Annotated in this window: 16 protein-coding genes and 2 pseudogenes; 5 read left to right on the forward strand and 13 right to left on the reverse strand. The window is 73.5% G+C overall.

What is annotated here, in order from left to right; translation table 11 throughout:
* The first annotated feature begins 196 nt into the window (after nucleotides 1-196).
* Both IE257_RS07665 and IE257_RS07670 read left to right on the forward strand, forming a co-directional pair.
* Nucleotides 197-1,018: an endonuclease I family protein gene (locus tag IE257_RS07665; RefSeq protein ID WP_189965948.1), complete on the forward strand. Its 822-nt coding sequence runs from the start codon at nucleotides 197-199 to the stop codon at nucleotides 1,016-1,018.
* A 114-nt stretch (nucleotides 1,019-1,132) separates the two neighbouring features.
* Nucleotides 1,133-1,441 carry a DUF3040 domain-containing protein gene (locus tag IE257_RS07670; protein ID WP_189965950.1) on the forward strand — a complete coding sequence of 103 codons (309 nt, stop codon included), beginning with the start codon at nucleotides 1,133-1,135 and terminating at the stop codon, nucleotides 1,439-1,441.
* Nucleotides 1,442-1,513: 72 nt separating this feature from the next.
* On the opposite strand, the gene IE257_RS07675 is transcribed toward IE257_RS07670, so the two are convergent.
* The 3 genes and pseudogenes from IE257_RS07675 to IE257_RS07685 form a co-directional block, all read right to left on the reverse strand.
* A complete protein-coding gene (locus IE257_RS07675; protein ID WP_189966243.1) occupies nucleotides 1,514-3,151 on the reverse strand; it encodes a beta-N-acetylhexosaminidase in 1,638 nt (545 codons plus the stop codon).
* A gap of 61 nt (nucleotides 3,152-3,212) precedes the next feature.
* A pseudogene (locus IE257_RS38860) lies at nucleotides 3,213-3,365 on the reverse strand (heme-binding protein); the annotation flags it as partial.
* Nucleotides 3,335-4,567, reverse strand: a complete 1,233-nt coding sequence (locus IE257_RS07685) for an MFS transporter (protein WP_189965952.1) — start codon at nucleotides 4,565-4,567, stop codon at nucleotides 3,335-3,337. The pseudogene IE257_RS38860 and the gene IE257_RS07685, both read right to left, overlap by 31 nt.
* A gap of 227 nt (nucleotides 4,568-4,794) precedes the next feature.
* On the opposite strand from IE257_RS07685, the gene IE257_RS07690 reads away from it, so the two are divergent.
* On the forward strand, nucleotides 4,795-5,247 hold the full coding sequence (locus tag IE257_RS07690; protein WP_189965954.1) for a MarR family winged helix-turn-helix transcriptional regulator: 453 nt from the start codon (nucleotides 4,795-4,797) through the stop codon (nucleotides 5,245-5,247).
* A 36-nt stretch (nucleotides 5,248-5,283) separates the two neighbouring features.
* Here IE257_RS07690 and IE257_RS07695 read toward each other — a convergent pair whose 3' ends face one another.
* The 4 genes and pseudogenes from IE257_RS07695 to pdxR all read right to left on the reverse strand — a co-directional run bounded on the left by IE257_RS07695 (nucleotide 5,284) and on the right by pdxR (nucleotide 8,548).
* On the reverse strand, nucleotides 5,284-5,814 hold the full coding sequence (locus IE257_RS07695) for a hypothetical protein (protein WP_189965956.1): 531 nt from the start codon (nucleotides 5,812-5,814) through the stop codon (nucleotides 5,284-5,286).
* The gene (locus IE257_RS07700) at nucleotides 5,811-6,509 is read right to left on the reverse strand and encodes an RNA polymerase sigma factor (protein WP_229920181.1); all 699 of its coding nucleotides are present in this window, start codon (nucleotides 6,507-6,509) and stop codon (nucleotides 5,811-5,813) included. The genes IE257_RS07695 and IE257_RS07700 overlap by 4 nt, the downstream gene beginning before the upstream one ends.
* Before the next feature lie 8 nt (nucleotides 6,510-6,517).
* Entirely contained in the window at nucleotides 6,518-6,976 is a 459-nt protein-coding gene (locus IE257_RS38865; protein ID WP_189965958.1) for an LPXTG cell wall anchor domain-containing protein, read from the reverse strand.
* A gap of 43 nt (nucleotides 6,977-7,019) precedes the next feature.
* Nucleotides 7,020-8,548 (reverse strand): annotated as a pseudogene (pdxR, locus tag IE257_RS07710) (MocR-like pyridoxine biosynthesis transcription factor PdxR).
* A 29-nt stretch (nucleotides 8,549-8,577) separates the two neighbouring features.
* Between pdxR and IE257_RS07715 the strand changes: the two are divergent.
* A complete protein-coding gene (locus tag IE257_RS07715) occupies nucleotides 8,578-9,558 on the forward strand; it encodes a DMT family transporter (RefSeq protein ID WP_189965960.1) in 981 nt (326 codons plus the stop codon).
* Nucleotides 9,559-9,644: 86 nt separating this feature from the next.
* Here IE257_RS07715 and IE257_RS07720 read toward each other — a convergent pair whose 3' ends face one another.
* The gene (locus IE257_RS07720; protein WP_189965962.1) at nucleotides 9,645-10,274 is read right to left on the reverse strand and encodes a class I SAM-dependent methyltransferase; all 630 of its coding nucleotides are present in this window, start codon (nucleotides 10,272-10,274) and stop codon (nucleotides 9,645-9,647) included.
* Nucleotides 10,275-10,374: 100 nt separating this feature from the next.
* Nucleotides 10,375-10,749, reverse strand: a complete 375-nt coding sequence (locus IE257_RS07725) for a YbjQ family protein (RefSeq protein ID WP_030389243.1) — start codon at nucleotides 10,747-10,749, stop codon at nucleotides 10,375-10,377.
* A 331-nt stretch (nucleotides 10,750-11,080) separates the two neighbouring features.
* Here IE257_RS07725 and IE257_RS07730 point away from each other — a divergent pair, with 331 nt between their 5' ends.
* Nucleotides 11,081-11,524 (forward strand): SH3 domain-containing protein, encoded by a 444-nt coding sequence (locus IE257_RS07730; protein ID WP_189965964.1) that lies wholly within the window; start codon nucleotides 11,081-11,083, stop codon nucleotides 11,522-11,524.
* Between the two features lie 27 nt (nucleotides 11,525-11,551).
* Here the strand turns inward: IE257_RS07730 and IE257_RS07735 are convergent, their stop codons facing one another.
* The 4 genes from IE257_RS07735 to IE257_RS07750 are packed head-to-tail and all read right to left on the reverse strand — an operon-like array spanning nucleotide 11,552 to nucleotide 14,922.
* Nucleotides 11,552-11,902 carry an NTP pyrophosphohydrolase gene (locus IE257_RS07735; RefSeq protein ID WP_189965966.1) on the reverse strand — a complete coding sequence of 117 codons (351 nt, stop codon included), beginning with the start codon at nucleotides 11,900-11,902 and terminating at the stop codon, nucleotides 11,552-11,554.
* 11 nt (nucleotides 11,903-11,913) lie between these two features.
* The gene (locus IE257_RS07740) at nucleotides 11,914-12,966 is read right to left on the reverse strand and encodes a phosphatase domain-containing protein (RefSeq protein ID WP_229920182.1); all 1,053 of its coding nucleotides are present in this window, start codon (nucleotides 12,964-12,966) and stop codon (nucleotides 11,914-11,916) included.
* A gap of 3 nt (nucleotides 12,967-12,969) precedes the next feature.
* Nucleotides 12,970-14,178 (reverse strand): RNA ligase, encoded by a 1,209-nt coding sequence (locus IE257_RS07745; RefSeq protein WP_189965968.1) that lies wholly within the window; start codon nucleotides 14,176-14,178, stop codon nucleotides 12,970-12,972.
* 57 nt (nucleotides 14,179-14,235) lie between these two features.
* Nucleotides 14,236-14,922, reverse strand: coding sequence for a Rossmann-fold NAD(P)-binding domain-containing protein (locus IE257_RS07750; RefSeq protein ID WP_189965970.1), 687 nt, complete (start codon nucleotides 14,920-14,922; stop codon nucleotides 14,236-14,238).
* Between the last annotated feature and the right edge of the window lie 24 nt (nucleotides 14,923-14,946).

Raw genomic sequence — 14,946 nt, forward strand, 5'->3', positions numbered from 1 at the left:
CATGGTCGGTCCGGCCCCCGCCCGGGGCCATCGCTACCCTGCCCGCGGCGGACAGCCGGCACACACGAAGATCCCCCACTTCCGACACGTGGTTTTCACCTGTTCGGCACATGACAATGTGACCCTCGCTCTGCCACTGACACTCCGCCAATTCCCCGGGCGGGGACGGTGCGTATGGAGAGGTACCCCCCACCCGATGAGAATCTCGCGCCTGACCCCCTGGGCGGCCGCCCTCGCCGCCGCCGCCCTGTTCGCCGTGCCGGCGGCCGCGTCCGCCGGCCAGCAGCGCACGACCGCACCCGAGAGCCCGACGGCCGCCTCCGCGGTGGACCCGTACGCGGACTACTACGCGAGCGCCCAGGGCAAGACCGGAGCCGCGCTGAAGACGGCCCTGCACAACATCATCAAGACCCAGTCGAAGGTGACCTACGACGGCGTGTGGAACGCCCTGAAGGTGACCGACCAGGACCCGGCCAACCCCAACAACGTCATCCTGGTCTACTCCGGCCGCTCCCAGTCCAAGGCGACCAACGGCGGCGGGGTCAACGACTGGAACCGCGAGCACGTCTGGGCCAAGAGCCACGGCGACTTCGGCACCGCCACCGGGCCGGGCACCGACCTGCACCACCTGCGCCCCGAGGACGTCACCGTCAACAGCACCCGGGGCAACAAGGACTTCGACAAGGGCGGCAGCCCCGTCAGTGAGGCGCCGGGCAGCCTGACCGACGGCGACTCCTTCGAGCCGCGCGACGCGGTCAAGGGCGACGTGGCGCGGATGCTGCTCTACATGGCCGTCCGCTACGACGGAGGTGACGGCTTCGCGGACCTGGAGATGAACGACAAGGTCAACAACGGCTCCGCGCCTCTCTTCGGCCGGATCAGCCTGCTGAAGCAGTGGAACCAGATGGACCCGCCGGACGCCTTCGAGCAGCGTCGCAACCAGGTGATATTCGACGTCTACCAGCACAACCGCAACCCGTTCATCGACCACCCGGAGTGGGTCAACTCCATCTGGTGACCGCGGCCCGCGATCACCGCGTGCTGCGGGGGTTGGACTGCCTCAGGCCGGGTATTCCCAGGCCAGAGGCTGCGACCCGCGCCCGACGGCAGCAGCCGGCGGAGGTACGTCGTGATGGACGGAGCCGGACTCTCCGATCGCGAGCAGCGCGCCCTCTCCGCGATCGAGGCCGAACTCAAGGGTGATCGTTCGCTCGACCGGATCCTGCGGTCCACGTCGCACCGGCGTCAGCGCATCGTGGCAGCCTGGCTGCTCGGTGCGCTGGCGGCGGCGCTGTTCGTGGCGGCGTCGGTCACCGTCTCCCGGCTCCTGATCTGGGTCTTCGCCGCCGTCTGGACGGTGGCGGTGATCCTGGCGCTGCCGCTGTCCGTCCAGTGGCTGCGGCGTCGCGGGCAGCGCCCGGGCCGCACCGGCCACCCGTAGGCGATCGTCCGCAGGAAGTTGCAGGAAGCAGCCCGGGCTCGGGGCCGCCCGCAGGCGATCGCCCGGACGGGATCAGAGGCGGTCGGCGAGGGCCTTGAAGTCGGTCCAGGGCAGCTGGGGCGCGCGGGAGTCCCACACCTTCTGGGAGAGCGCGGCCAGCGGCGCCCGGATGCCCTCGGCCACCTGGGCCTGGGTCTGGGCGCCGGCCAGGTCGCTCCAGATGGCGAGGCGCCCGCCCAGGATCTGCGGCCCGTACGAGGCCGGGACGGGGGTGGTGCCGCGCAGCACGAGCGGGGTCCACTGTTCGTAGATCCGCTTCCCGGTGGGGTACGTGAACTGGTTGGGCTGTCCCAGCACGTAGTAGAGGAACTCGTCGTTGAGGTTGACGACCTTGCGGCCCTCGCGCAGGTACTCCAGCGGCGGCCGGGCGCCCGTCTCCTTGCCGGTCCAGTACTCGACCTGGATGTCCTTGGCGGCGCTCGTGACCCCGCCCGCGAAGAACCCGTCGTTCCACGCCTTGAGCGCCTTCCCCGACGGCCGGACCACGTCCGCGCGGTCGTTCAGCCAGCCCGTCGCCAGGTCCTGCACCCGCGCCGAGGGCCCGTACCGCTGCTGGGCCGCTCGCGCGAGCTGGGGGAAGGAGGCCTGCGGATCGCGGTAGACCAGCGCCTGGTACTCGTCGGCGCCCAGGTGCCAGGACCCGCCGGAGAAGAGCGGAATGTACTCGCGCAGCAGCTCGTCCACGAGCTTGGCGGACGCCGGGTTCGATATGTCCACGGCTCCCTTGACCGCCCGCCCCTGTGTGTCGCGGAGCTGGAGGTCGGGGTGGGCCCGCAGGACCGCGCCCAGGTGGCCGGGCGAGTCGATCTCGGGGACCACCGTGATGTGCAGCCGGGCGGCGAGCGCGTTGATCTTGCGGACCTGGGCCTTGGTGAGGTGCGGGGTGGAGACGATCTCGGGGTGCGTGTCGGACTGGATGCGGAAGGCCTGGTCGTCGGAGAAGTGCAGGCCCAGCTGGTTCAGCTTGAGGTCGGCCATCTCGCGCAGCCGGGCCTCTATCCAGTCCGGGGTGTAGTGCTTGCGGGCTATGTCCAGGTTGAGGCCGCGCTGCGGTTTGGCGGGAGCGTCGCGCACCGTTCCCTCGGGGGCCGAACCGCCGCTCTTGACCGCCTGCTTGAGGGTGCGGGTGCCGTAGAAGACACCTGCCTGGTCGGGGCCGTTGATGCGGACCCGGCCGTCCTTGACGTCGAGGGTGTACGACTCGCGGCCTCCGGCGGCGCCCGCGTCCAGGGAGAGCTCCACGTCCCCGGTGCGCGGCGCCGCCGACTCCCCGTATCCGATGCTCAGTTCACCGGCGAGCAGTTTCGCCTCGTCGGACAGTGCGGCGGCGTCGTCCGGCGCGACGACCACGCGGGCGCCGGGGCCGGGCTTCCAGCCGGGGCCGCGGGCGGGTTCGTGCTCCCGTACCGCCGGGATGGTGCGGGGGGCGGTGGACAGGGGGTAGGACGGGGGCGGAGTGGGAGTGGGGGCGGCCTCGGCCGGGAGGGCCGCGGTCGCGGTCGCCGAGGATGCGGTGGCGGAGTCCGCGGCGCCGGGGGCGCGCGCCTCGTCCGAGGCGGCCGTGCAGCCCGGGAGGGCAAGGGTGACCAGCGCGGCGACCGTGGCCGTCGCGATGGTGTGGAGCCTCTTGTGCCGCCTCGGTGTCGTCATCATGTGCCTGTGTCCCCCGTACCAACGTGGCACGGGGGACCTGGGGGCGCGACCCGGCGGCTCAGACGAGGGCGTCCCGCGCGGTCGCGGGGAAGGCGTGGTCCTGGTCGGGGGCGCCGCCGCCGACGCCGACGGCGCCGATGAGGCGGCCGTCGCGGTGGACGGGCAGCCCGCCCGCGTGGGTCAGTGGTGGGCGGGGACGGCCGCCTGGGAGGCGGGCGTTCCGGCGGCTACGACGGCCTCCCGTTCTCCGTGGGCCGCGCGTCCCGCCGTACGGCGCTCCAGCGCACCGGAGACGAGGGCGAGCACCAGGGCGGAGGCGGCCAGTGCCGCGCCGACCCAGTTGGGAGCGGTCCAGCCGAGGCCGGCGGCGATCACGACCCCGCCGAGCCAGGCGGCGAGCGCGTTGCCGAGGTTGAAGGCGCCGATGTTGACGGCCGAGGCCAGGGTGGGCGCGCCGGCTGCCTGGTCGAGGACGCGCTTCTGGAGCGGCGGCACGGTGGCGAAGCCGAGGGCGCCGATCAGCACGACGGTGACGGCCGCGCCGGCCTTGGTGTGGGCGGTGAGGGTGAAGACGGCGAGCGTGACGGCCAGGGCGCCCAGGGCTACGTACAGCATCGGCATGAGCGCGCGGTCCGCGTACCGGCCGCCGATGAGGTTGCCGGCGACCATGCCCAGGCCGAAGAGGACGAGCAGCCAGGTGACGGAGGAGTCGGCGAAGCCGGCGACGTCGGTCATCATCGGGGTGATGTAGGTGATCGCGGCGAAGACGCCGCCGAAGCCGAGGACGGTCATCGCCATCGCGAGCAGCACCTGGACGTTGCGGAAGGCGGCGAGCTCGCGGCGGATCCGTACGCCGCCCTCGGGGCGGGGCAGCTCGGGTACCAGCCGGGCGATGCCGAGCAGGCCCGCGACGCCGAGCGCGGCGACGATCAGGAAGGTGACGCGCCAGCCGAGGGTCTGCCCGACGAGGGTGCCGAGCGGGACGCCGACCACGTTGGCCACCGTCAGTCCGGTGAACATCATGGCGATCGCACCGGCCTTCTTCTCGGGGGCGACGAGTTCGGCGGCGACGACCGCGCCGATCCCGAAGAAGGCCCCGTGGGCGAGGGAGGCGACGACACGGCCGGCGAGCATGAGCCCGAAGGCGGGGGCGAGGGCGGAGAGCACGTTGCCCGCGATGAAGAGGCCCATGAGCAGCATCAGCATGCGCTTGCGGGGAATGCGGGTGCCGAGCAGGGTCATGAGCGGCGCACCGAGTACGACGCCGAGCGCGTAGCCGGTGACCAGGAATCCGGCGATGGGGATCGAGACCCCGTAGGTGCCGGCGACCTCGGGGAGCAGGCCCATGATCACGAATTCGGTGGTGCCGATCCCGAAGGCCCCGACGGCGAGGGCGAGGAGTGCGAGAGGCATGGCGGGAGGTCCTTCAGGGGAGGAGGTGGTGCCGGATGCAGGGGCGGCGGCGGGAGAGCGCGGGCGATCAGGGCTGATCACGACCGATCTCACCACTGATTGCAGTCGCCGGTTGCATGCGTTCACATTAATTGCAGACGCCGGATATTTGCAAGCGCGGGCTATTGCGCGTGTGGACTATCCTGGGGATCACACACCCCAGCCGGGACGCTTCGACGGAGGAGCCCATGACGGCCACGGACAGCGCGCTCACCGCCCTCTCCCAGGGCTGGTGCGCCCTCTCCCTCCTGCACGGGCGGATCGAGGCGCACATCGAACGGGCGCTGCAGGCGGGTCACGGCCTCAGCGTGCGCGAGTACTCGCTGCTCGACGTGCTCAGCCGCCAGCACAGCGGACCGGGCGGGCACCTGCGGATGCACCAGGTCGCCGACTCTGTGGTCCTCAGCCAGAGCGCGACGACCCGGCTGGTCAGCCGGCTGGAGGACCGCGGCCTGCTGAACCGCTACATCTGCGACACCGACCGGCGCGGCATCTACACGGACGTCAGCGAGGCGGGCCTGGCCCTGCTGGCCACGGCCCGCCCCACGAACGACACCGCCCTGCGCGGGGCCCTGGACGAGGCCTCGCTCGATCCGGAACTCGCCCCGCTGGTCACGGCGGTGGAGAACCTCCGACGCTGAGCGCCGAGCCCCGGCAGCCGGCAGCCGGTCTCCGGCCTACCGCGGCGGCGAGGAGGTCACGACGCTTCCGCGCGCCCCGGACGGACTCGCCGACGGGCTCGCCGACGGGGGCACCGTGCCCGACGGCCCGGGCGAGACCGGGGCCGAGGGGCTCACCGACCGGCCGGCGGGCGGTGAAGCCGCCGGGTTCCCCGAGGAGTCCACGCCCGGGCTCCCCGTCCCGGAACGGGACGGCTGCGGTGTGGGCGACGCCGGATGCTCCGAGGACGGGCCGGGGGCCGTGATCCTCGGCGGGGTGGCCGGGAGCACCGGGCCGGGTGCCGGATCCGGGGCCAGTACCAGGTAGCCGATCCCGGCGGCCGCGGCGGCCGCCGCCAGACCTGCGAGCGGCAGCGCGAGGCGCCGCAGCCCGGCCATGCGCAGCCGTCCCGGCTGCTGACCCGGCGGGTCCGCGGGCCTCAGCCTTCGGACGTCGATGCTCTCCGCGCGCGCGTCGAGGGCCTGCCGCAGCCGCCGCTCGACAGGGCGCTCGGCGAGCTCGGCGAGGCGTTCACCGTCACGCGTCATATCCGTCCCTCCAGAATCCGCTCCAGGGCGTCCAGGCCGCGGCTCGCATTGGACTTCACCGCTCCCCGGCTGATCCCGAGGGTGGTCGCGATCTCCGCCTCGCTGAGATCGGCCCAGTAGCGCAGCACCAGGACCTGGCGGCGGCGCGGCGTGAGCCGGCCGAGCGCGGCGAGCACCTCGCGGTGCGCCTCGTCGAGGACCACATGCTCCTCGGCGGACGGGATGTCGGCCGCCGTGGGCGGGGTCCAGGCGCGGACGGTGCGCCTGCGCCTCAGAACGGAGCGCGAGGTGTTGACCACCGCGGTGCGCAGGTAGCCCAGAGCGTTGTCGACCTCGGTGATCTGCTCCCCGTGCCGCCGGTACAGGGCCGTGAAGGCGTCCTGGACCACGTCCTCGGCGGTGGCCAGGTCGTCGACGAGCAGCACCGCCAGCCGGACCATCCGCAGCCGGTGCGCGTGGTAGAGCTCGCTGACGGTGGGCGGCCGCGCCGCGCCGTGGACCGTGTGGTCGTACGTGTGGTCGTACGTGGAGGAGGCGCCGTACGAGGCCCCGTAGGGGGAGCCGTACGGCTCGGGATGCGGCCTCGGGAAGCTGGTCGGGACCGAGCGCTCGCGGCGCAGCAACGACCAAAGGCCCCGCCACGACCGGCCGAAGCCGGGCGTGAGGGGGCCGACGGGTGGTGCGAGTCGGAGCACGGGATTCCTCAGCTGTTCGCGCGGCGCCGCACGGCGTACAGGGCTCCTGCGCCGGCGAGAACCAGGCCGGTGGCCCCCGCACCCATCGCGATGGTGGTCGCCGAGGAGCCAGTATGCGCGAGCTCCGGCGCGCCGGGTGCGGCGGCCGGCTCGGACGGGGACGCGCTGGGCCCGGCGTCCGAACCCGGCGCCGACGGGCGGACACTGGGGGCGGCGCTCGGTGCGGCGCTGGGGGACGCACTCCTCGTGTCCGATCCCGCGCTCGGCGGGGTGCTCACCGACGGGGAGGGCTTGACCGCGCCCGCGGTGGGCGAGGCACCGGCGGGCATGCTGACCGACGGGGAGGGCGCGGCCGAGCCGCCGTTCGCGGCGAATGCGGGACCGGCGAGGGCGACGGCCACCGCGGCGGCGGCAGTGGTGACGGCCGTCCGGCGGGCGGCCAGGGGGACACGCTTCAGGTTCTTCACGGTGGATCTCCACGGTCGGGTCGAGGGCGCGGGACCACGCCCTTCACCCCCGCACGACGCGCGACCCCCCGGGAGGTTGCCGCCGTTGCGGAAAAACTTTCCGAACGGTTTCCGGCGGCCCGCCCGGGACCCTCCCCAGGGCCGTGGCCAGGGTGGCGATGCCGTCCTCGATCTCGCCCGCGGAGCCGGCCGCATAACCGAGGATCAGGCCGGGAGGGCCCGGCCGGACGCGGTGCCAGGACAGGGGGTGGGTCTTGACCCCCAGGGCCAGGGCCGCCGAGGCCAGGGCCGTGTCCTCGAAGTCGGCTCCGTCGAAGGTGACCATCAGGTGCAGTCCGGCGGCCGCGCCGTGCACCCGCGCCCCGGGCAGCAGCCCGTCGACGGCCCGGAGCATGGCATCGCGGCGGCGGCGGTGGCGGCGCCGGACGAAACGCAGGTGCCGCTCCAGTTCGCCCGAGTCCATCAGCCGGGCGAGGACCAGCTGGGCGAGGACCGGATTGCCCAGGTCGGCGTAGCGCTTGGCGGCGGTCACGGCGTCGCGCAGCCGGGGCGGTACCAGCAGCCACCCCAGGCGCAGCGCGGGCGCGAGGAGCTTGGACACGCTCCCGGCGTAGCAGACCCCCTCGGGCAGCAGGGCGCGCAGTGCGGGGACGGGGGCCCGGTCGTAGCGGTGCTCGGCGTCGTAGTCGTCCTCGATGACCAGTCCCCCGGCGGCCGCCCAGCCGAGCAGGTCCCGGCGGCGCTCGCCGTCGAGGACGACCCCGGTCGGGAACTGGTGCGCCGGGGTGAGCAGAACGGCCCCTGCCCCGCTCGCCCTGAGCCCGGCCACGTCCAGCCCGGCCTCGTCCACCCGCACCGGCACGGTCTCCAGCCGCCCGTACTCCAGCTGCTGGCGGGCGCCGAGCGAGCCCGGGTCCTCGACCGCGACCCGGTGGACGCCCTCCTCCCGCAGGACGTGCGCCAGCAGCGCCAGCGCCTGGGCGACGCCCGCGACGACGACCACCTCGTCGGGGTCGGCGCGGATCCCCCGGTTCCGCGCCAGCCAGCCGACGACCGCCTCCCGCAGGGCCGGCGCGCCCTGCGGGTTCCCGTAGCCGAAGTCGGCCGGGGTGAGCTCTGCCAGGACCCGGCGCTCGGCCTGCAGCCAGGCCGTACGCGGGAAGGCGGTCAGGTCGGGAACCCCGGGCGAGAGGTCGATCCGGCACGGGACGGCGCGCAGGGCGTCCACGAGCCCGCCGCGCGCCGGTGCCGGTGTCGGCGCGGCCGCCGGGGGCGGGGCGGCGACGACCACGGTGCCGGCGCGGCCCCGGCCGCTGACCTGGCCGGTCTCCGCGAGGCGCTGGTAGGCCTCGGTGACGAGCCCCCGGGAGACGCGGAGTTCGGCTGCGAGGCGCGGGTGGCCGGGAGGCGGCTGCCGACGGGGAGGGTGCCGTCGGCGATGGCGGCGCGGAGTCGACCCGCCAGCCACTCGGTGCGGCCGCCCGGCGGGGCCCGGCCGAGGTCCAGCTGGAGGAAGTCCGAGCCGCTCGGGCTTTTGGACCCCTCGGAGGTGCTGTGTTTGGACCTGCTCATGGGGCCATTGTGCGACCACGCTGGACCGCATGCAGACACACCGCACTCGTTCTTCCGCTCCCGTACCCTCCCCCGCTCCCGCTCCCGGTCCCCCATCCACCTCGGTACGGGACCTGGCGCCGGGCATCGCCGGGATGGCGCTGGTCGGCAGCAGCGTCACGGTCTCGCGGGCGCTCGTCGACGCCCCGCTGTTCGCCACCCAGGCCGTCCGGTACGCCGCCGCCGCGCTGCTGCTGTTCGCCCTGGCCCGGGCCGCCCGGGTACCGATCCACAGGCCGCGCGGCCGGGAGTGGCTGTGGCTGGCGGGGATCGCGGCGACCGGGCTGGTGCTGTTCAACGTGGCCGTGGTCCGCGGGGTGGCGCATGCCGAGCCGGCCGTGATCGCCGTCGCGGTGGCCTCCGTACCGATTCTGCTGGGTCTGATCGGCCCGTTCCTGGAAGGGCGGCGGCCGAGTCGCCGGGTGCTGCTGGCGGCACCGGTCGTGGTGGCGGGGGCGGTACTGGTCGAGGGGACGGGGCGGACCGACGCCGCCGGGGTGGGCTGGGCTGCGCTCGCGCTGGGCTGCGAGGCCGGCTTCACCCTGCTCGCGGTGCCGGTGCTGCGCCGGCACGGTGCGTGGGGGGTGTCCGTGCACGCGGTGTGGCTGGGGGCGCTGATGCTCGTGGGGCTCACCGTCGTCTGCGAGAGCCCGACCGGGGTGATGTCACTGCGGGCGAGCCAGTGGGCGGCCACCGGATACCTCGCCGTCGTGGTGACGGCGGTGGCCTTCCTCCTCTGGTACCGCACGGTGGCCGCGGTGGGCGCGGGCCGCGCCGGGCTGCTGACCGGGGTGGCGCCCCTGGCCGCGGCCGGGGCGGGGGTACTCGCGGGCGGCGGGGTCCCGGGCCCGGCGGTGTGGCTGGGGCTGCTGGTGGTGGTTGTGGGGCTGGCCGCGGGTCTGCGTCCGGACCGCACGCCGCGGGCGGACGACCGGGCGCCCCGCGGCGACCGGACACCCCCGTCCCTTTGAGTCGCCCGGCTCCGTACGGCGGTCGGACGCGGTGCTCGTGGCCGACGGGATCGTCCGGCGGGCGGCCACGAGGCCGGCCCGGCCGGTCACACGCTCCGGCGGGCGTAGCAGAAGAGGTGTTCCTCCGGGCCCGCCCGGTCGTCGGCGGGCTGGAAGTGCGCGGTGTGGTGGTGCAGCACCTCCAGGCCCCGGTCGGCGAGTCTGGCCAGGTGGTCCGCAGTGGAGAGGCTGCTGACGGTGACCTCGTGGCCCATCCACTCGATGTCCAGCCCCCGGATGTCCCCCGGCACCGTGGCCATCACGAAGTACCCGCCGGGCGCGACCCAGGACGCCATGCGGTCGAGGGCCCCGGCGACCTCCGGCTGGTCCATCACCAGCAGCGGGAAGAAGGAGCACACCGCGTCGAAATCGGCCCGCTCCGGCGTGTAGGTGCGTACGTCGGCCTGCTCGAAACGGGCCTGCGGCACCCTGGTACGGGCCAGTTCGACCATGGCCGCCGAGACGTCGATGCCGGTGACGGCGCAGCCGGCCCGGGACAGCGCCTCCGCCGTGGGCCGGCCGGTACCGCTGCCCACGTCCAGCACCCGTGCCCCGGCGGGCAGTCGTGCGGTGAGCCAGTCCAGCGCGGCCAGCTGACCGGGGACGCGCCCGAACAGCTCCTCGTAGCGCTCGCCCATCTCGTCGAACACCTCTGCCGCGGACTTGCGTTGACTCATCGAGCCGCCCCTTCCTCGCCGGGCCACCACCGTACCGGCGGTGCACGACGGCGCGCAGGAGCATCGTCCTGGACCACGTGACCGGAGGTGCCGGTGGGGATCAGGTGGAGGCGGGGACCAGGACCACTGCCGTGCCGTACGCGCACACCTCGGTGCCGACATCGGAGGCGTCGGTGACGTCGAAGCGCATCATGAGAACGGCGTTGCCGCCGCGCGCCTTCGCCTGTTCGATGAGGCGGTCCATGGCTTGGTTCCGGGTCTCCACCAAGGTCTTGGTGAGGCCCTTCAGTTCGCCGCCGATCATCGACTTCAGTCCCGCGCCGATCTGGCTGCCGAGGTGGCGGGAGCGGACGGTGAGGCCGAAGACCTCGCCGATCACCCGCTCGACCCGGTAGCCGGGAACGTCGTTGGTCGTCACGACGAGGACGCCGCTCTCGTGTGCGCCGGCGCCGCCGCCGTAGTCATCGATACCCATGGCACCCACTCTGGCGCGGGCCGCCTCCGCCCGCACGCCGGACCGCGCGATCAGGGCATCCGGGTGGCCGGGCCGAACTCGCGTGCGGGGACCAGGGCCCGGGCGCGGCCGGACGCCTTCGGCGAGGGTTCGCGGTTCACCGGCCGGGGGCCCTTCCGGCACCCTTCCGGCGCACTCCGGGTGGCCAAATTGGTCATATCGGGTTAAACGGCGGTGCGCCACCGGGGCTACGGCCCCCGTCCTCGCCATAGTCGTCCCTGGCAACCGCCCGGTTGCCAGCCCCGCGCCGCGCGTCGCGGCCGGGCGGATGTCTTCGTAGAGGAGCCGGCTCATGCTGAAGCCCACCAGAACCACCCTCGCTCTCGCCACCGGAAGCCTGGTTCTCGGTCTGGTCGGAGCGGGCGCCGCCGTCGCGGACGACGGCCCGGCGGACGCCCAGGGGCCGCGGGAGATCGTCGTCGGCGGGTCGCAGCCGGGGGTCGTGTACCCCGGCGAGCGCGCCACCGGCCGGGTCGTGTCGAAGGGTCCGCTGACGGTCCGCAGCAAGCCGAGCACCCGCGCGCAGGCCCTCGGCCGCGTGTACCCGAACAGCCGCGTCCAGATCTCGTGCAAGAAGCGCGGCGAGAAGGTCGACGGCAACAACATCTGGTACCGCCTGGCCGAGCGGAACAGCGACTGGAACCAGGAGGCCCAGCCCAAGGTCGCGTACGACAAGGAGCGCTGGATCTCCGCCCGCTACGTCAAGAACCTCTCCGAGGTGAAGTACTGCCGCTGACCCGTATCCGGTCAGCAGGTCAGCAGGTCAGTCCGCCGGGCGTACGGCACGCGGTCCCACGCACTGCGCGCCGTACGCCCGGACCCGTTCCCGCAGTTCACGGTCGGCCGTGACCACGACGCAGCCGCGCTGCGCGTACGCCGCGGCCAGCTCCACGATCCGGTCGTCGCCGCTCCCCGGCGCCGGGTCCACCCGTACACCGGGGACGGACTCGACGCCCCGGGCGGCGCCTTCGACGACGAGGATGATCTCCTCGTCCCCGCCCCGGCCCGCGAGCAGGTCGCGCAGCCGAACGGCCGCGCCCCGCCGGTCCCGCCACCAGCCGTCCGGCACCGAGCCGACGACGTTCGCGGCATCCACGATCAGCACCCCCGTCACGGCGCCGGCCCTCAGAAGTCGCCGTAGTTGACCTGCCAGGTGGGCAGGCCCATCCGGCGCCAGATCGCCACCACCCGGTCCCGGTCGTCGAGCGAGATCCGGACCGCGTACCGGTGGCGCACGTGCGTGTCGAAGAGTTCCGCCTTGACCACGTCGTCGCGCCGCGTGTCACCCGCCGCGCGCATCCACAGCTCGTCGTACGGCACTTCGTGGCGCCGCAGCCAGGACTCGGTCTGCGGGCGGTGCTCCTCGCCGCGGCCCGACAGCAGCACGATCACGTCGCCGTCGGCGCGTCGGAAGGCGTCGAGCGCGTGCCGTACCGACTCGTTGAGCAGGTCGAGTTCGCAGCGCGAGAAGTCGTACGGCCCCCGGTCGCCGGTCAGTGCGAGCGTGCCGTCGATGTCGCACATCACCGCCGCCGGCAGGGACGGGTCGGGCACGTACTGCGTCACGGGCGGCGCGGCCACGCCGCTCGCCCCGCCGTTCATCCACTCCGTGGTCAGCCGCCAGCCGCCCTTGCGCGCCTTCTGGTGCTTCTCGGCCAGGATGCGGATGATCTCCTCTCCGACCTGGCGCTCCCGGGCGGCGTCCCGGCGCAGGCACTCCTCCAGCGGGACGTCGGTGAAGTCGTGCACGACGAAGGTCGCGAGACCGCCGACGGCCGCCTTGAGCCGCTTGGGGATGTGCTTGGTCAGGTGGGTGTTGTCGACGACCACGTCGAAACCGCCGTCGACCGCAGCGCGGACCGCCGCGTCCTGGACGGCCAGTACCGTCTGCTCGTGCGCGAAGCTGCGGCCGCGCGCGGGGTCCGGCAGGTCGAGCATGAGACGCAGGTCGTCGAGGTTGACGCGGCGCATGCGGCCTCCGGCCTCGGCCTGCAGGGCGCGCGCGGCCGTGGTCTTGCCGGAGGCGGGCAGGCCCGTCATCACGTGGACGACGGGCAGCGGGGCCTCCTCGGCGGCGGCCACGGCCGCTGCGGCGTCCACGGGTGCGGGCACGGTGGCGTCTGCGGTCGCGGCGGCGGTGGCGGTGGCGTCCGTAGGGGTGGGTGTCTCTTCGGACACGGGTCAGTTCTCCTCGTCGTTCGTGAAGGGGTCGGACGTCTCCGGCCGCACGTTCCGCCATACGGCCAGTTCCGTGGACCGGCCGTCCAGGCGCAGGAACATCGCGGCCCGGACCTCCCGGTCGGGCAGTGCCTTCACCGCGCGGGCGAACGCCCCCCGGTCTGCGGCCAGGTGCACGAGCCCCGCGTACGCCTCGTCGATGGCGCGCTCGCGCAGCGCGGCCTCGGACTCGATCCGGTCGATCACCTCGCGCACCCACGCGTCGAACTCGTCGGGCACCTGGTCCAGCAGCGCGTCGAGCGGCTTGCCGTCCGAGGCCTCGATCTCGGCGACCGTGGAACCGAGGCCCTGGGCGAGCTGCTTGGCGGGCAGGCCGGCGAACCGCTGGATCCCGTGGGCGCGCCAGATGTCCCGCTCGGTGACCTTGGTGAGCACCCGGTGGAGACGTACGTACTCGGACAGCTTGGCCTTCGCGCGCACACCGGAGGCGAACCGCAGCACGAAGCCCTCCGCCTGGGTTCCGGTCGCGGCGGCGCCGCCGGGCAGGGTGTTGGACTCGGTCAGCGCGATCAGCTCGTCGATGGGCATGGCGGGCCACACCGTGACGACGGAGCCGATCCCCTCCCAGTGCGCCGCGGCCTCGGCGAGCGGGACCTCCGTGCCGTCGTGGCCGAAGGCGGCGAGGAGGACGAGGTCCCGGCGCTCGCCGTAGTCGACGACGATGCGGTTCTGCGGGTACAGGATCTCCGCGAGGTAGGTGGTGCCGGGGTGCAGGGCCGCGGTGTCCCGGCCGTCGAGCCGGCGCTGGGCCCAGGTCGCCTGGGCGCTGATGAAGGAGCCCTTGGACGCGACCCGCCAGCGCCCCGCGTAGTGGAAGACGACGGCGAGGCTGCCGTCGACCTTGTCGTACACCTCGAACGGCTCGTCCGGGAGGGCGGGGGCGTACGGCTGACCCGACTCGTGCTCGCCGACGTTGAAGAACTTGGGCAGCGGCAGTGCCACGATCGCGCCGGTGGTGTCGTCGGCGACGAGTCCGCGGCAGCGTGTGGTGACCTCGTTCCAGACGCGTTCGTACTGGGCCGTCCGTGTGTAGGTGTAGATGGACAGCGGCAGTTCGGGGTGCGACTTGCGGGTCACGTACCCGGCGTCGATCGAGTCCGCCAGCGCCTGTGCGGGCAGCAGGTCATGCAGAGTCAGGGTCTCCTGGCTCATGGGGTCCTCCCGGTTTGAGATGGCTCATTCTCACGCGCGGGAGGGTGTGCCCGGTAGTCAATTATGCCTGGTCGGGGCAGCACCCAGGCGGTTGATGTCGGAGGGCCGCAGGATGTGACCGGGTACCTCGGTGCCGGGGGTGGCGACGGCGATCATGGCGCGGCCGAAGGCTTCGGAGGTGATGACGAGGTTCGGCGCGACCCGCCGCACGAGCGGAACGAGGGGGCCGAGGACCGCGTAGAACATCCGGGAGAGGCGGGCCTTGGAGGGCACGCCGCGCACCGGCTGGACGATGCCGGGTCGGAACATGTATGCGCGGAAGGGGAGTTCGAGCAGGTCGTTCTCGGTCTTTCCCTTGACGCGGGCCCACATGGAACGGCCCCGCTCGGTGCTGTCCGTGCCCTCTCCGGACACATAGACGAAGGTCATGCCGGGATTGGCGGCGGCCAGGGGCCGGGCGACGGCGAGGGTCAGGTCGTAGGTGATGCGGCGGTACGCCTCTTCCTTCATGCCGACGGAGGACACGCCGAGGCAGAAGAAGCAGGCGTCGTACGCGGCCGGGTCGACCCCGGCGGAGACCAGGTCGGCCGGATCGTCCTGGACGCACTCGCGCAACTTGGGATGGCTGACGCCGAGCGGGGTCCGGCCGATGGCGAGGACGCTCTCGACCGAGTCGTCGCGCAGGCACTCGCGCAGGACGCCCCGGCCGAGCATGCCGGTCGCACCGAAGAGGATGACGTTCACGGAGGCAGCCTAGGTCTTTTCCTT

Origin of the sequence: Streptomyces avidinii (assembly GCF_014650695.1) — a bacterium.
In the GTDB taxonomy this organism is placed as follows: domain Bacteria; phylum Actinomycetota; class Actinomycetes; order Streptomycetales; family Streptomycetaceae; genus Streptomyces; species Streptomyces avidinii.

Coding starts and splice junctions, on each gene's coding strand:
- IE257_RS07665 (WP_189965948.1), top strand. CDS start 197: ATGAGAATCTCGCGCCTGACCCCCTGGGCGGCCGCCCTCGCCGCCGCC.
- IE257_RS07670 (WP_189965950.1), top strand. CDS start 1,133: ATGGACGGAGCCGGACTCTCCGATCGCGAGCAGCGCGCCCTCTCCGCG.
- IE257_RS07675 (WP_189966243.1), bottom strand. CDS start 3,151: ATGACGACACCGAGGCGGCACAAGAGGCTCCACACCATCGCGACGGCC.
- IE257_RS07685 (WP_189965952.1), bottom strand. CDS start 4,567: ATGCCTCTCGCACTCCTCGCCCTCGCCGTCGGGGCCTTCGGGATCGGC.
- IE257_RS07690 (WP_189965954.1), top strand. CDS start 4,795: ATGACGGCCACGGACAGCGCGCTCACCGCCCTCTCCCAGGGCTGGTGC.
- IE257_RS07695 (WP_189965956.1), bottom strand. CDS start 5,814: ATGACGCGTGACGGTGAACGCCTCGCCGAGCTCGCCGAGCGCCCTGTC.
- IE257_RS07715 (WP_189965960.1), top strand. CDS start 8,578: ATGCAGACACACCGCACTCGTTCTTCCGCTCCCGTACCCTCCCCCGCT.
- IE257_RS07720 (WP_189965962.1), bottom strand. CDS start 10,274: ATGAGTCAACGCAAGTCCGCGGCAGAGGTGTTCGACGAGATGGGCGAG.
- IE257_RS07725 (WP_030389243.1), bottom strand. CDS start 10,749: ATGGGTATCGATGACTACGGCGGCGGCGCCGGCGCACACGAGAGCGGC.
- IE257_RS07730 (WP_189965964.1), top strand. CDS start 11,081: ATGCTGAAGCCCACCAGAACCACCCTCGCTCTCGCCACCGGAAGCCTG.
- IE257_RS07745 (WP_189965968.1), bottom strand. CDS start 14,178: ATGAGCCAGGAGACCCTGACTCTGCATGACCTGCTGCCCGCACAGGCG.